The 15,236-nt window shown below is 68.4% G+C and carries 10 protein-coding genes, 1 tRNA gene and 2 pseudogenes; 7 read left to right on the top strand and 6 right to left on the bottom strand.

All coding sequences use genetic code 11. The annotated features are described in order from the left end of the window. Positions 1-284: 284 nt before the first annotated feature. Positions 285-1,169 (top strand): annotated as a pseudogene (locus tag ACGFMP_RS31805) (integrase); the annotation flags it as partial. Positions 1,170-1,387: 218 nt separating this feature from the next. Then, positions 1,388-2,230, top strand: coding sequence for an IS5 family transposase (locus ACGFMP_RS31800; RefSeq protein WP_393676820.1), 843 nt, complete (start codon positions 1,388-1,390; stop codon positions 2,228-2,230). Positions 2,231-2,242: 12 nt separating this feature from the next. Here ACGFMP_RS31800 and ACGFMP_RS31795 read toward each other — a convergent pair whose 3' ends face one another. Further along, the gene (locus tag ACGFMP_RS31795) at positions 2,243-2,803 is read right to left on the bottom strand and encodes a hypothetical protein (RefSeq protein WP_393676818.1); all 561 of its coding nucleotides are present in this window, start codon (positions 2,801-2,803) and stop codon (positions 2,243-2,245) included. A gap of 251 nt (positions 2,804-3,054) precedes the next feature. On the opposite strand from ACGFMP_RS31795, the gene ACGFMP_RS31790 reads away from it, so the two are divergent. The 3 genes from ACGFMP_RS31790 (at position 3,055) to ACGFMP_RS31780 (ending at position 5,470) form a co-directional block, all read left to right on the top strand. Then, positions 3,055-3,438, top strand: coding sequence for a hypothetical protein (locus tag ACGFMP_RS31790; protein WP_393676816.1), 384 nt, complete (start codon positions 3,055-3,057; stop codon positions 3,436-3,438). Positions 3,439-3,990: 552 nt separating this feature from the next. Further along, complete coding sequence (locus ACGFMP_RS31785) at positions 3,991-5,046, top strand: transposase (RefSeq protein WP_393676815.1); 1,056 nt, start codon at positions 3,991-3,993, stop codon at positions 5,044-5,046. A 40-nt stretch (positions 5,047-5,086) separates the two neighbouring features. Beyond that, positions 5,087-5,470 (top strand): DUF1524 domain-containing protein, encoded by a 384-nt coding sequence (locus ACGFMP_RS31780; RefSeq protein WP_393676813.1) that lies wholly within the window; start codon positions 5,087-5,089, stop codon positions 5,468-5,470. A 136-nt stretch (positions 5,471-5,606) separates the two neighbouring features. Here the strand turns inward: ACGFMP_RS31780 and ACGFMP_RS31775 are convergent, their stop codons facing one another. Then, entirely contained in the window at positions 5,607-6,113 is a 507-nt protein-coding gene (locus ACGFMP_RS31775; RefSeq protein WP_393676811.1) for a hypothetical protein, read from the bottom strand. Between the two features lie 303 nt (positions 6,114-6,416). Then, positions 6,417-7,675, bottom strand: a pseudogene (locus ACGFMP_RS31770) (IS256 family transposase). Between the two features lie 212 nt (positions 7,676-7,887). On the opposite strand from ACGFMP_RS31770, the gene ACGFMP_RS31765 reads away from it, so the two are divergent. After that, on the top strand, positions 7,888-9,117 hold the full coding sequence (locus ACGFMP_RS31765) for a tyrosine-type recombinase/integrase (RefSeq protein WP_393676906.1): 1,230 nt from the start codon (positions 7,888-7,890) through the stop codon (positions 9,115-9,117). Between the two features lie 194 nt (positions 9,118-9,311). Here ACGFMP_RS31765 and ACGFMP_RS31760 read toward each other — a convergent pair. Both ACGFMP_RS31760 and ACGFMP_RS31755 read right to left on the bottom strand, forming a co-directional pair. Continuing rightward, a tRNA-Pro gene (locus ACGFMP_RS31760) sits at positions 9,312-9,385 on the bottom strand. Positions 9,386-9,492: 107 nt separating this feature from the next. Continuing rightward, positions 9,493-10,029, bottom strand: coding sequence for a hypothetical protein (locus ACGFMP_RS31755; RefSeq protein WP_393676809.1), 537 nt, complete (start codon positions 10,027-10,029; stop codon positions 9,493-9,495). 272 nt (positions 10,030-10,301) lie between these two features. Between ACGFMP_RS31755 and ACGFMP_RS31750 the strand changes: the two genes are divergently transcribed. After that, positions 10,302-13,262 carry a glycoside hydrolase family 2 TIM barrel-domain containing protein gene (locus ACGFMP_RS31750; RefSeq protein WP_393676807.1) on the top strand — a complete coding sequence of 987 codons (2,961 nt, stop codon included), beginning with the start codon at positions 10,302-10,304 and terminating at the stop codon, positions 13,260-13,262. 437 nt (positions 13,263-13,699) lie between these two features. On the opposite strand, the gene ACGFMP_RS31745 is transcribed toward ACGFMP_RS31750, so the two are convergent. Then, entirely contained in the window at positions 13,700-14,890 is a 1,191-nt protein-coding gene (locus ACGFMP_RS31745; protein ID WP_393676805.1) for an MBL fold metallo-hydrolase, read from the bottom strand. Positions 14,891-15,236: the final 346 nt, after the last annotated feature.

Genomic DNA, 15,236 nt, shown 5'->3' with positions numbered 1-15,236 from the left:
GCCGGATCGGACCGGCCACCCCGGCCGGACCATCCGGACCATCCGGACCGACTGGTTCGACTCGCCTCGGAGAGCCGTGAATTCCATTTGGCTGCCAGAGCCACACCGCTCCTCCCTTCCTGTCCCCCAAATGACGGTGAAGCGCCCCTGTCTGCTGCACCGCTTCTTTGAGACCTGTGTCACACAACGGGAAAGGCGGGTGGGCCAGTTGGAGCCTGTGGGGCTCGTAAAGTCATCGCTGCAGGTGACAGCTCTGCAGTGGCCTGGGCTGGGACCATGTCCGCGTGATCGTCTCACTGCTGTACAAGGCAACTCGCAAGCTGTTGACCATGCCTGGGGTGCTGCTGCGCCGAGACACCGCCAAGGACGCGGAGCTGCTTGTCCTCCGGCATGAGAACGCGGCACTACGCCGTCAGATCGCCAGCCCGGTCCGCTACGAGCCCGCGGACCGGTTCTGGCTGGCCACCCTCTCCAGCCTGATACCCCGCTACCGCTGGCCCGAGATCTTCCCGGTCACGCCCGGCACGCTCCTGGCCTGGCATCGCAGGTTCATCGCGATCACATGGGACTACAGCGCCCAGCGCACCCGCACAGGACGGCCGCCGACCAAGGCAGCGCTCAAGAAGCTCATCCTGCAACTCGCCCGCGAGAACGCACAGTGAGGCCACAGACGGATCCAGCGCGAGCTGGCCCGCCTCGGCCATCCGATCGCCTCGTCCACGGTCTGGGAGATCCTGCACACGGCGGGCATCGACCCGGCACCGCGACGCACCGGCCCATCCTGGAAGGAGTTCCTCACCAACCAGGCCCAGGGCATCATCGCCGCCGCCTTCTTCCACCTCGACACCGCCCTCAGACACAGGCTGTACGCACTGGCGTTCCTCGAACACGGCACCCGGCGCCTCCACATCACCGGCGTCACCACCAATCCCACACGCGAGTGGGCGGTACAACAGGCACGAAACCTCACCGCTGACCTCGGCACGCGAACGGAGCCCCTGCGCATCCTCCTCCGCGACCGCGACGGCAAATACGGGCAGTCCTTCGACGCCGTCTTCGAGGCCGAGGAGATGGGGATCCTCAAGAGCGCACCGCAGGCACCACGGATGAACGCCCACTGCGAACGAGCGATCGGCACCATCCGGCGCGAGGTACTCGATCACGTCCTCAAAGAGTGTTTTGTCCCGTCAGGAGTGTTTCCTGGTATTTCGGGTAGCGGACCGTCTTGGGTCGGCTGAGACAGTGGAAGTCCGTTGTGATGGGTGGGGCGATTGATGGATTTCGAGGGTCCGTTTCAACCCCTTCGCTCCCGTCTGATCCCAACACGCCCCCGGTCACGCCTGTTTGCGCCCTGTGGCGGGCCAGCGGGCATCGGAACTACGGAAACATGCCTCGTAGACATCGACCGTATCCGAGCGACCTGTCCGATGCCCGTTGGGAACTGCTGGAACCGACTCTGACAGCCTGGCGGGCCGAGCGAAGAGGGAAAGGCCTGGACATCGGCCGGCCTCCCGAACACGACCTGCGCCGAATCATAGACGCCATCCTCTACGTCGACCGGACCGGAATCCCCTGGCGGTACCTGCCGCACGACTTCGCCCCGTGGGAAACCGTCTACGGCTACTTCGGCGCCTGGCAGAAGGACGGCGTATTCGACGAGCTTAGCGGCCTCCTGCGACGCCTGGTCAGGGAAGCCGAAGGCCGCGACGCCGAACCCAGCGCCTGCATCCTTGACGCCCAGAGCATCAAGACCTCCGCCAACGTGCCCGCGGCCGGTCAGGGCATCGGCGCAGGCAAGAAGATCGCCGGCCGCAAACGTCACATCGGCGTTGACACCCTCGGCCTCCTCCTGGCCGTGCTGGTCACCGCCGCCAGCGTGTCCGACAACGCCGGAGGCATCCACCTACTCTCACGCATCGCCGACAACCACCCACGCATCACCAAAGCCTGGGCCGACTCCGGCTACCGCACCAAAGTCATCGACCACGGAGCCACCCTTGGCATCGACGTCGAAGTCACCCGCCGCGACCCTGCCCGCAAGGGATTCAAGGTGATTCCGCGGCGATGGGTCGTCGAGCGGACCTTCGGCTGGCTCATGCACCACCGCCGCCTCGCCCGCGACTACGAGACCCACCCCCACCGCTCCGAAGCCATGATCAAGCTGGCGATGGTCGACCTCATGAGCCGCAGGCTGACCAGGGAATCCACTCCGAACTGGCGGGATGCCTGAACTCCGAGTGCGTCAGTGGAGCGAGTGGGAGCGCTGACTCGGACTGGGAGGGTCGAAGCTCACCCCGTTCTCATCGAGTGCGTTGAATACAGTCACGCGACCCGTCTCGAAGGCGAAGCTGATGCCGGCGTTGCCCTGAGCGACGTCCCCGCCCGTCCATTCGAGCAGCTCGGGAATACCGGCGTTGCCCTGAGCGACGTCCCTGTCCGTCCATTCGAGCAGTTCGGCCGCCTTGAGCGGCAGCCCCCGCAGAGCTTGCAGCCCGGGAAAAGGTTCAGGGCACCACTGCAGGTCGAAGCCGGGCCAACGAACTGGAAAGGTGGGGTCGATCGTGTTCCACGTCAGGGAGAGATCGTTCAGCCTGTGATGGTTGATCTCGACCTGCTTGCCGTCGAAGTCGAACAGCACCGGGCAGTCGCAGAACCACTTGTCATTCCTAAGGTCCCAGACCGTCCAGACTCTAGTGAGCGTCCGGCCAGCAAGACCACGCAGACGTTGCCCATGCTCCTGCACGATGTCACTACGCCTGTCCAACCATGCTGGCCGGTAGCCCGCGATACCGAAATCGAACATGACGTCATCTTGCCAGAGGCCCTCTTCCTGGGATCAAAGCAATCCCGAACGACGACCAGCCGTCGACTTCTCGAACAGCCCTATCGGGACAAAATGCTCTTCAAGAGGGCGGTTTGTGGGCTGTTGTCCATTGCCGGGTGAGCCTGGGAGGGGCTGCTGTGATGTCGACCTGTAGTTGGCCGTTCCGGTTCCGAGTCGGCCAGTGGGCGGACGCGTGACGAGGCGGGCGGGGCCTCTGGCAGCATGGGCTTGTGACTAATGCGAACGACGCGGACGACCCGCTCCAGCTGCTGATGGGCCTTGAGGTCAGCGCCGTGTCTTTCGTGCGCGACTTCGTCGAGCTGCACTTCGATGGACCGATTCTGCGGGCCTTGAGCGACCCCTCGGGGGTGTACGGGGGCCGCGAGTGGCGCTTTCCCGCACCAGGGTCGCTGGAGCTCATGCGCTGCTACATCGGCAAGACCGTCGACGGCTATGAACTGGATCCAGATCGGATTCTCGCCCTGGACTTTGGAGAGCACCGCTTCGTCATCCCGCTCGACTCCGATTCAAGCGGTGGTCCCGAGGCGGCCCACATGGTCGGCGTCGACGAGAGCGGTCGGGCTTCTGTCCTCGGCGGGATGTGGATCTGGTGACAAGAGCGGCGCCGATCCGGGGTGGCCGATCGGTCGTGGTCACAGCGGCTGGTCCTGGTGCCCTGCCACTCTCAGGTGAAGGCGATGGCTGCTCCGGTCGCGATCGAGAGTTGTGCAGCCTGGAGGAGTTGCAGGCACACATAGGATTCGACGCCGTACGCTGCCATCCCCCGTCGGCCGGCCCTTCGGCATCGGCGGCCTCGAAGACCTCTTCGGAGTGCGGATCGAGGTTTTTTGGGTGAGGTCGGGTACGCCGAGCTGGCCGCGCATCCTGATGCTCTGGCCCAGCTGCGTGCCGACATGTGCCTCGCCGGCTGGCGCGACGAGCGCCAGCTTGAACAGTTCCTGACCCTGTAGGTGCCGGATATTGCATCCGCGCCGGTCACAGCCCTGGTTCGGGGTCAGCGGTGCGCGGTGGCAGTTGAGCGTCCGACGCAGGGAAGGCTGCTCGTGGAGCCCGTACTGCTTCAAAATCCCTTCACCACTGGTGACCTGGTCCGATGCGCACGACCGGATAACCGTCCGGCATCATCGGAACTTGTGCTCGTACAGATGGTCTACCTACTCGCCACCCGGATCTTCGCCTGTCTTGTCCTGCTGTGCCGATCCTCCGCCGCCAAGAACGCCGAGATACTGGTCCTTCGACACGAGGTTGCAGTGCTGCGCCGGCAAGTCGACGCCTCGAAGCCGACCTGGCCCGACCGCGCACTGATCGCCGCTCTGTCCCGGCTACTGCCGCGGATCCTGCGCGGCCACCGGATCGTCTCTCCGCGTACCCTGCTGGCCTGGCACCAGCACCTGGTCAAACAGAAGTGGACCCAGCCCCGATCGCCAGGACGGCCACCGGTATCCGACGAGCTGCACAACCTGATCATCCGGCTCGGCGTCGAGAATCCCCGCTGGGGCGCCCGCCGCGTCCACGGCGAACTGCACCGCCTCGGCCACAAGGTCAGCGCATCCACCGTCCGCCGCATCCTGCGTCAAGCCGGCCTCGGACCCGCACCACGACACCAGCCGGCCCGAGGCGAGTGGGCGGTGTTCCTGAAAGCCCAGGCCAGCGGCCTGCTCGCCACGGATTTCTTTCACGTGGACACCATCACAGTGCAGCGTCTGTACGCCTTGTTCGTCATGGAGGTCCGCACCCGCACCGTTCACATCCTCGGCGTGACCGCCCACCCCAGTGCCGCCTGGGCGACCCAGCAAGCCCGGCAACTCCTGTGGCACCTCGGCGACAGGGCTGCCGATTTCACCCACCTCATCCGTGACCGCGACACCAAGTTCACCGCCGCGTTCGATGCTGTCTTCGCCAGCGAAAACATCACCGTGACCAAGATTCCCCCGAGAAGCCCGAACTGCAACCCGCACGCCGAACGCTTCGTCCGGTCCGTGCGGGAGGAGTGCACCGACCGGCTCCTGATCTACGACCGCGGCCACGCGCACAAGATCCTCCACGAGTACGTCACCCACTTCAACCGGCACCGGCCGCACCAAGGACGAGATCAACTCGCTCCCCTCGACGACCCGAATGTCATCGCCTTCCCTGCCGCCCGCATCGAGCGGCGGCAAGCGGTCGCCAGCCTGATCAACGAGTACCACAGGGCGAGTTGAACAAGGGACAACCTCCCAGGTCAGAGCCTGTGAAGGCGTTTTGAAGCACTACGGGCCTACGTCAACGGGCGAAGCCGGAGAAGCCGCCGCCGCACTCGTCATCGACCATCTCGTGCCACTCGCCGAGACCTGGGATTCGGGCGCCTCGAAGTGGACCAAGGCCCGCCGCGTCGCCTACGCCAAGTATCTGACCGACCCCCGGCACCTGGTTGCTGTGAGCGCCCGTTCCAACAGGAGCAAGGCCGATCAGGACCCGGCCACCTGGATGCCGCCGTCCCCCGATGCGACCTGCCGCTACACCGCCGACTGGATCAGCGTGAAACGCACCTGGGGCCTGAGCATCGACCAGCCCGAGCAGGACGCCCTCACCCGCCCGGCAGCCTCCTGCCCCGACCAGGACATCGCCTACACCCCCGCAGCCTGACCCCCGCCACAGCACCAGGCAGCTTCCTTCGCGCCCTCACCCTCGCGCGGGCGGCTATCTGCGGATAAGGACACGCCCAGCACACTCACGCCAGCAGCCTGGCCTTCGCTGACGTCTCTCCCAAGGCGCAGCCCTCCTACGCGTGATCCTCGTCATCACCAGAGCCAAACTTGACTTGCCAAAGAGTCGACTGGAAGCGCGCGTCGCCTTGTGCCCAATAGCAGCGAGCCATTTCGACGATCGCAGCATATTCGGCGCATCCTACAACGGAGATCAACGTAGCGCCTACCAAGGACCCGTCGTCGTACGGTCGAGCCAACATAGCGACGCTTCCCTCGTAGCAGTACCCCTGGATGAGCCAGTGGTCAAACGACTCCGAGAGAGACAGTGTTGCAGGATCGTGGAATTCCTCCTCAGAAAGCAACGCCGCCAAGACATTATCTGGATCTTTGGAGAATAGACTAAATCTATGATCCGAGAATCGCGGAAGGTTTCCCATTTCCTCGAAAGCGCCGTAGGCAAAGCTGGGCTCAGCACCACCGATCAGCCGACCTTCGATGACCAACTGGACTCGGGACTCGCCTGAAGCAACCACCGGGGTGACAAGCAGGCCAAATCGACCGTCGTCGGTCAGAAATCGCAAGACCTACCTCCTTCTGACCGAAATCGGGATATCGTCGAGGGGAATAGCAACGGGATTACCGGACTTCGTTACCCCATTACTACTTCCGCTGAAGTGCCACACATCCTCGGTGTGCTGAGAGTAACGGTAATACACAGCCTTTTTCCCAGAGCCGATCTTGGTCCATCGCACCCTGCCAACCTGGACACTGTTGGCAAATTGCTCTTCCGCATCAGCTGGCAGCACACCTTTCGCAGGATTATATGGATTCGGGCCGCCCCACGGGGGTCTGTAAAACGAGCGGTGTAACTGGGGTTGTTGGGGTTACTGGCGTGCTGCTGAGAGGCGGCCGTCGAAGGTGATGTCGAAGGCGTTCAGCGCGGTCTTCCAGCGCATGGTCCAGCGGGCCTGGCCCTTGCCGGTGGGGTCGAGCGACATGACAGCCATGTAGACGCACTTCAGGGCGGCTTGCTCGTTGGGGAAGTGGCCACGGGCTTTGACCGCCCGGCGGATCCTGGCGTTCACGGACTCGATCGCATTCGTGGTGCAGACGATGCGGCGGATCTCGGTGTCGAAGCGGAGGAAGGGGGTGAACTCCTCCCATGCGTTCTCCCGGAGCCGGCGATCGCCGGGTTCTTCCTGCCCCAGGTATCGGCGAACTCGGCGAAGCGTTCCAGCGCGGCCTCTTCGGTTGCGGCGGTGTAGACAGGCTTCAGCACACGGGCGATTTTGTCCCAGTCCTGGCGGGCGGCATAGCGGAAGGAGTTCCGCAGCAGGTGGACCACGCAGGTCTGGACGATCGTTTGTGGCCACACCGCTTCGACCGCGTCGGGCAGACCCTTCAGGCCGTCGCAGACCAGCATGAGGACGTCGTTGACGCCGCGGTTCTTGATCTCGGTGAGGATGTGCAGCCAGTGCTTGGCGCCCTCGCCGCCGTCGCCGGCCCACAAGCCGAGGATCTCGCGACGGCCGTCGACGGTGGCGGCCAGGGCCACATAGATCGGCCGGTTGGCGACGGCGCCATCGCGGATCTTCACGTGGATCGCGTCGATGAAGACCACCGGGTGGACGCCGTCCAGCGGTCGGCTCTGCCATTCGGCCATGCTGTCCATGACCTTGTCGGTGATCGTGGAGATCGTCTGACGGGAGACCTCGGCGCCATAGACCTCGGCCAGGTGAGCCTGGACCTCGCCGGTGGTCAAGCCCTTCGCGGACAGTGAGATCACCATCTCGTCCACGCCGGTCAGGCGCTTCTGCCGCTTCTTGACGATCTTCGGCTCGAAGGAGCCGTCACGGTCGCGGGGCACCGATATCTCGACCGGACCGACGTCCGTGAGCACGGTCTTGGCCCGGGTCCCGTTCCGAGAGTTGCCTCCGTTCTTGCCTACCGGGTCGTGCTTGTCATAGCCGAGGTGGTCGGTGATCTCGCCCTCCAGGGCGGACTCCGGCAGCCGCTTCGTCAGCTGCTGCAGCAGCCCGCCCTCACCGGTCAGTTGCAGGCCCTCGGCCTGGGCACGACCCACCAGCTCGTCAATGAGCTGGTCGTCCACCGCCCGTCCGGTGCGGCTTGGCCGCCTCGACAGATTCGGCCTCGGCCACGTTCTCGCTGGTCATCGACGCATCTTCCTTGATCAGGAGTTACACCGAACGTTTTACAGTCCCGGCGCTGGCGTGCCGAACGACCGCCGCAGGGACCACCCTTCATCCGCCTCTCCGACCGTGTCGTCCTCTACGACGACAACGACCTGCAGACGTGGCTGGCCGAGCGACGCACCGACCCCGGGCAGGTGGCAGCCTGACCCCCTACGTCCACAGCCTGCCCATCGCTGTCCCCCTGTCTGCCGACATCGAGCACCGTCCCGAACGGGGGCTCCCCTACCGTGCCCGCGTGCGATGGGTCGACCCCCACACCAAGCGGCGCGCGTCGCTTTCCCAGTCCCATTCCACGCAGGACGCCGCGCAAGAGTGGCTTGACGCCCTCCACGCTTCAGCTGCCCGCGGAATCGATCCCACCGCCGCTACGCAAACCCTCGCCGAATACGGCAACACCCACATGGCACTGGCCCTGCGAGGACTGGAGCCCAAGACCACCGACCCATACCTGGCCGGGTGGCGGCTGCGCGTCGTGCCCGCTCTCGGGCACCTGCCGGTGACCATGGTGACCAACGGGGCTGTCGACCGCACCATCTACGCCTGGATCGCCGACGGAGAGGGCCGCTCCACCGTCAAGAACACCCTCGCCGTCTTGGTGCGCGTCATGGAACAGGCCGTCCGCGACGGACTGATCACCGCCAACCCCGCCCGTATCAAGGGCTGGCAGCGCCAGTACCAGCTTGCCGAGGACGAACTCGACGACCCGCGCGCGCTCGCCCTGCGCAACTGGGCGGCTCTGCAAGAGCTCGCCGCGGCCCTTGTCGCCCGCTCCCACGAGCAGTACACCGGCTGGGGCGACGTCGTCACCTTCTCCGCCTGCACCGCCGCCCGCATCGGTGAAGTCTCCGGAGTACGGGTCAAGGACATCGACACCAGGAACTGGATCTGGACACTACGCCGCCAGACCACCCCCTCCCCCGGCGGCCTCGCCGACAAGAACACCAAAGGCAAGACCGCCCGCCGCGTCCCCCTCATCGAAGAGATACGCCCCATGGTCGCCCAACGCCTGCTCACACTGCGGGACAAGCCCGACGCCCGCCTGTTCACCGGACCACGCGGCGGCCGCATCACCACCGCCGTCCTGCGCGACGCCACCCACTGGGACGAAGTCGTACGCGCGCTCGGTTACGAACACCTGCGCCGCCACGACCTGCGCCACACCGGCCTGACATGGATGGCGGACGCCGGAGTCCCCCTGCACGTCCTGCGGTTGATCGCCGGACACGGCTCCCTGCACACCACCCAGCGCTACCTCCACCCCGACCTGCAAGCCGTCATGAACGCCGGCCGCACCTTCAGCAACCACCTGACCCCGCCCCCCGCCCTGCCGCCGCCCTCCCCCGGGCTGTCAGCAACCCTCCGCCGCTTGTAGGAACCGCACAATCCCCACCCGTAGGACGTGATCTTGGTCCCCAAGAAAACAGGCTCTGACCTGCGGGTTTTCTAGAGCCACGGTCCCCAAGTGGTCCCCCACTACTGACCCGTCATCAGACGGGCATGATTCCCAAAAACGAGAAGAGGCCCGCTGACCTGGCCGAATGCCAGTCAGCGGACCTCTCTGCACCGTCGGGACGACAGGATTTGAACCTGCGACCCCTTGACCCCCAGTCAAGTGCGCTACCAAGCTGCGCCACGTCCCGGTGCCTGGCCGGTCCGGGGTGGTGTCCCGGCTGGCCGTGCATGAGAACAATACCTCACGTCGGGCGGTGTTCGCTCGCACCCGGGGGTGGGGTGGGGGTGGTGGGGGTCACTCCTCGTGGTCGGGGGGTGACGGGGGCGCCGTGGGGGCGGGCTTGGGGGGTTGAGGGGTGGGCGGGCGGCGGGCGTCCTCCGCGCTGTTCTGGGCGCCGAGGGATCCGAAGTAGAAGCCCGAGACGGTGGCCAGGACGGTCATCAGGGAGGTCACGATGGTCTTGGGGAGGTCGCCGGAGTCGGCGCCGGAGGAGAGCATCGCCACGGCCAAGGCGAAGCCGACCAGGGCCAGGATGAGGACGGCGATGATGCTGCGGGTCAGGCCGCGGACCCCGCGGGGTTCGCGCAGGTCGCGGAGGAAGTCGCGGACCTCCGCGTCGGTGGCGGCGCGGTCGATCAGGTGGTCGGTGAGCTGGCGGCGCCAGGCGGTGGCCCGGCGGACGTCCATGAGGAGCGGTACGACGGCGATCGCGGAGATGACCACGACGACCACCGCGATCAGGACGAAGGCCGAGCGGCCGCTGAGGCCGCTGATCGGCTCCGCGGCTCCGTTCACGGCGGCGGCCGCGGTCACGGCTGGTGAGTGGGTCATCACAGTTTCCCCCCAGTGTTTCGGGCGGGCAGGATCCCAGCGGGTCGGCCGGACGGTCAAGTCCCCCGCCGGTTGGGGCAATTGGGTGGCAGCGGCGCTGCGCTGGCATGAGGGTGTAACGAGGCCGCGGGCGGGGCGCCGTACCGATTCGGTGACCGGTACATCTAGCGGCGGGCCCGTCGCCTCAGCAGAATCGAACCTGCAGATCAACCGGGCCGGACAGGTCCGGACAGCCCGACCCCCGGGGAACCGGGACCTGAGGAGCAGCAACGATGCACGACGCGGAGCCGTCCGAGGCCGTTCCGTACTACGAGGACATGGCCCCCGGTACGGGTGCGCTGCCGCCCCGGGCCTGGTCGGCGGTCTCCGACGCCCGGCGGGTGGGCCTCGGCGGGGCATGGCGCTTCCGTCTGTCGGCGACCGCGGAGGCGGAGGACGACTCCTTCGCCCGGCCGGGTTACGACGCCGCCCACTGGGACGTGCTGCCGGTGCCGTCGCACTGGCCGCTCCAGGGGCACGGCCTGCCCGCGTACACCAATATCCGCTACCCCTTCCCGATCGATCCGCCGCACGTGCCGACGGAGAACCCGACCGGAGACCACCTGCGGATGTTCGACCTGCCGGACGACTGGCCCGGGGGCGCGGCGGTGCTGCGCTTCGACGGGGTGGACTCCTGCGCCCGGGTGTGGCTGAACGGGACCGAGCTCGGCACCTTCAAGGGCAGCAGGCTGCCGGTGGAGTTCGAGGTCGGCGAGCTGCTGCAGCCGCAGGGGAACGTGCTGGCCGTACGGGTGCACCAGTGGTCGTCGGGCAGCTACCTGGAGGACCAGGACATGTGGTGGCTGCCGGGGATCTTCCGGGAGGTCACGCTGATCGAGCGGCCGGAGGGCGCGGTCGGCGACTTCTTCGTGCACTGCGGCTACGACCACACCACCGGGCTGGGCACGCTGCGGGTGGACTGCGAGCCCGGCGGCACGGTCACTGTGCCGGAGCTCGGCCTCGACATCCCGACCGGCGAGCCGGTGACCGTGGCCGTGGAGCCCTGGTCCGCGGAGCTGCCGCGGCTCTACGACGCGGAACTGGCGACCGAGGGAGAGCGCATTCCGCTGCGGATCGGCTTCCGTACCGTCGCCGTCGAGGACGGTGTACTCAAGGTCAACGGGCGGCGGATCGCCTTCCGCGGCGTGAACCGGCACGAGTTCGACCCGGACCACGGTCGGGCGCTGGACCAGGAGACGATGCGCGACGACCTGCTGCTGATGAAGCGGCACAACATCAACGCGGTACGCACCAGCCACTATCCGCCGCACCCGGCGTTCCTCGACCTGTGCGACGAGCTGGGCATGTGGGTGATCGACGAGTGCGATCTGGAGACGCACGGCTTCGAGGAGGTCGGCTGGCGCGGCAATCCGGTGGCGGACGAGCGCTGGACGCCGGCGCTGCTCGACCGGGCCGCCCGGATGGTGGAGCGGGACAAGAACCACCCCTCGGTGGTGATGTGGTCGCTGGGCAACGAGTGCGGCACCGGCGCGGGGCTGTCCGCGATGGCGTCCTGGATCCGCGACCGCGACCCGGCCCGGCCGATCCACTACGAGGGCGACCTGTCCTGCGCGGACGTGGACGTCTACTCGCGGATGTACGCCGACCACGCCGAGTCGGAGCTGATCGGCCGCCGCGCCGAACCGCCCCTGGCGGACGCGGAGTCGGACAAGCGGCGGCGCGACATGCCCTTCCTGCTCTGCGAGTACGCGCACGCGATGGGCAACGGCCCTGGCGGGCTGGCCGAATACCAGCGGATCTTCGACACGTACGAGCGCTGCCAGGGCGGCTTCGTCTGGGAGTGGATCGACCACGGGCTGCGCCGCAGGACCGCGGACGGGACGGCGTACTTCGCCTACGGCGGTGACTTCGGCGAGGAGCTGCATGACGGGAACTTCGTCTGCGACGGGCTCCTCTTCCCCGACCGCACCCCCTCGCCCGGGCTGGTCGAGTACAAGAAGGTGATCGAGCCGGTGCGGATCGAGGGCGATCCCGGGCGCGGGGTCGTCACGGTCACCAACCGCCATGACTTCGCGGACCTCTCGGGGCTGGTCTTCCGCTGGTCGTACGAGGTGGAGGGGGTCGTGGCGGACTCGGGCCGCTTCACCGTTCCGGCCACCGGACCCGGGGAGAGCGCTCTCCTCGAACTGCCGGCGCTCCCTCACTCCCCCGGTGGCGGCGAGGCCTGGTGGACGGTACGCGCGCTGCTGGCCGAGGACACCGCCTGGGCGCCGTCGGGGCACGAGGTGGCCTGGACCCAGTTCGCGGCGGCGGACCAGGGCGTCGGCGGCCGTGCGCACCTGGGCGCACCGCACTCCCCGCGGCTGGCCGAGGGCGGGATGATCGTGCTCGGCCCCGGCACCTTCGACGCCGCCAGCGGCGCCCTGCGCTACCTCGGCAACGCCCAGGTGCACGCCCCGCGCCTGGACGTGTGGCGGGCGCCCACCGACAACGACCGCGGCATGCCCTGGTTCGCCGACAGCCAACTCGAAGGCCAGTGGCGGGAGTCGGGCATGCACCGGATGCAGCAGCGGGTGGTGGGTGTCGCCGTCGGCGGCGACGCGCTGACCGTCACCACCCGGGTCGCCCCTGCGGCCGCCGACCACGCCCTGCGGACCGTGTACACCTGGACCGCGAGCGGCGACCGGCTGCGGCTTGACGTCGCGGTGACCCCCGAGGGCGACTGGCGGCTGCCGCTCCCCCGGCTCGGGGTACGTATCGGGCTCTGCCCCACCCTGGACTCCGTCGAGTGGTACGGCGGCGGGCCAGGCGAGGCGTACCCCGACAGCCGCACGGCGGCCAGGGTCGGGCGCTGGCGGTCCTCGGTCGACGCGCTCCAGACCCCCTACGTCCGCCCGCAGGAGAACGGTGCCAGGGCCGATGTGCGGTGGGCGGAACTGCGGCGGGCCGACGGCTCGGGCGTACGGATCGAGGGCGCGCCGGCCTTCTGGCTGACCGCGCGGCCGTGGAGCACCGAGGCGCTCGACGCCGCGGAGCACACCTACGACCTGGAGCATTCGGACACCCTGTGGGTGCATCTGGACCACGGGCTGCACGGCCTGGGCAGCGCGTCCTGCGGCCCGGTGGTACTGCCCGGCTTCCGGTTGGACGCCGCTCCGGCCGACTTCTCCTTCACCTTCGTCCGGTTGGACGCCGCCCAGCCGTCGCCGGACGGGGACCAGGAGCGGCGGTGACCCGGTCGATCCGTCCCTGACGGCCTACCGGCCCGCCGGCGCCCCACGCCGTCTGCCTGCTACCGCGGGCGCGGGCGAGGACGCGAGCGGGGGCTGCCCCGAGCAGGACCATGCCCTGCTCGGGGCGGTCTTCGCGGCGCCTTGGGCGGTACCGGCGCCCGGGTCCGCCTTCGCGGTGGACGACGGGCCAGGGCAGGCGGTGGGACAGCTGACCCGCCTGGGCCGGGCGACCTCGTAGCGGTCGCAGTACGGCCTGCGGGTACGCCCGGGGGCGGCACCAGGGCGGACCCTTGCCCGCGACGGTGCCCGTACCCACGACGGTGCCGTACCCGGCGGGTGAGGCACCCCGCTGCCTGCCAAGGTGGCACCGGGTCCCGTGAACGCCTCGCTGCCGGTGCCCGGTGCCGTGCGCCTGCCGGGCCGCCCGCGGCCGGCGGCTACTCGGGGCGGGCCGCCTCGTAGTCGTCGGCCGGGTGGTCGGCGCCGGCCGGGCGGGCGGGGTGCACGGGCCAGCCGCCCGCGGGGAGGACGGCGACCTCGCGCCACCACCAGTCGTCGGGCTGCGGGTCGGCCGGTTCGAAGGGGGCGCCGACCCGGGGGATGGCGATCTTCGCCCCGGTCGCACGGGCGGCCGCGACGGTGCCCTCCGCGGGGTCGGCCCAGCCGTGCTGGGCGAGGTTGAAGGTGCCCCAGTGGATCGGCAGCATCACGCCGCGCGGGGTGCCGCCGGACAGGTCGGTGTGCGCCTGCATGCCCTCGGCGGGCGTCATGTGGATGTCGGGCCAGAACTCGCTGTAGGCGCCGATCTGGATCATCGTGGCGTCGAAGGGTCCGTGCTCGGCGCCGATGTCGGCGAAGCCGGGGAAGTAGCCGGTGTCGCCGCTGTGGAAGATCCGGTGCGTGCCGTCGGTGACCGCCCAGGACGCCCACAGGGTCTGCTGCCGCCCGCGCAGGCCGCGCCCGCAGAAGTGCCGGGCGGGGGTGGCGGTCAGGCTGAGGCCGGCGATCTCGGTGGACTCGTTCCAGTCCAGCTCGTGTATCCGGGCCGCCGGCACGCCCCAGTGCTCCAGGTGCGCGCCGACGCCGAGGGGGACCGCGAACACGGCTTCGCTGCGCCGGAGTTCGATGATGCTCGGCATGTCGAGGTGGTCGTAGTGGTCGTGCGAGATCACGACCACGTCGATGCCGGTCAGCGAGCCCAGCGGGACGGGGGCGGGGTGCACGCGCCGCGGTCCGACGAGGGAGAAGGGCGAGCAGCGCTCTCCCCACACCGGGTCGAACAGCACCCGGCGGCCGCCTGTCTCGGCCAGCACCGTGGAGTGCCCCATCCAGGTCAGCCGCAGTCCTGACGCGGGCGGCACGGCGATGTCGGCGAGGGTGGTGGGGTGTACGGGGACCGGCCTGGCCGGTTTCCTGGTCACCCGGGCCTCTTTGCGGAGGTTCGCGGGCAGCGACGTGAACATCTCGCGGCTCGGGCCCGACCGGGTCCCGATCGGGTTCACGAACGCCCCGTCCGCGTAGTTCGGGGACTGCAGGATTCGCTCGAGACGGGCGCCTGTGGGGTCGGCCCCGAACGGCGCGGGGCGCGCTTTCACGAGGCGGGAGGGCTGTCGGCCGGCGCCGGTCACTTTTCCTCCGGGTGGAAATCGTTTGATCGGCGGACTATCCGCCCCCTCCATTATGCGGGGGCCGGTGGATCATCCCCGGGGGGCCTGCCCGTCCCCGGCGGTGTCCGTGGCCCGGCGGTGGTGGGGGCCAGGTGCAGGGCTTCGCAGACCGCGGCAGGACGGAGTTCTCCATCGGGCGCTTCAGGAGGGAGCCCACTGCCGCGCGGGGGAAGCGGTCGGGGCCTGTGGTGGCGGATCTGCCAGGAGCGGGGGCATCGCCCCAGGTCAGGGCGGTGCCGATCGCGGGTCAGATGGCGCAACACAGCAGCAACACCATTCCGCGGTGCCCGTCGGTATGGTCCGTGGG

The sequence above is a fragment of the Streptomyces sp. NPDC049040 genome (assembly GCF_043197715.1).
Classification (GTDB): Bacteria; Actinomycetota; Actinomycetes; order Streptomycetales; family Streptomycetaceae; genus Actinacidiphila.
The sequence above is the reverse complement of the archived record's forward strand: the minus strand, read 5'-3'. Positions and strand labels throughout refer to the sequence as shown.

Excerpts from the sequence above, each read along its gene's own strand:
- ACGFMP_RS31800 (WP_393676820.1), top strand. The coding sequence starts at position 1,388 with ATGCCTCGTAGACATCGACCGTATCCGAGCGACCTGTCCGATGCCCGT.
- ACGFMP_RS31750 (WP_393676807.1), top strand. The coding sequence starts at position 10,302 with ATGCACGACGCGGAGCCGTCCGAGGCCGTTCCGTACTACGAGGACATG.
- ACGFMP_RS31795 (WP_393676818.1), bottom strand. The coding sequence starts at position 2,803 with ATGTTCGATTTCGGTATCGCGGGCTACCGGCCAGCATGGTTGGACAGG.
- ACGFMP_RS31755 (WP_393676809.1), bottom strand. The coding sequence starts at position 10,029 with ATGACCCACTCACCAGCCGTGACCGCGGCCGCCGCCGTGAACGGAGCC.
- ACGFMP_RS31785 (WP_393676815.1), top strand. The coding sequence starts at position 3,991 with ATGGTCTACCTACTCGCCACCCGGATCTTCGCCTGTCTTGTCCTGCTG.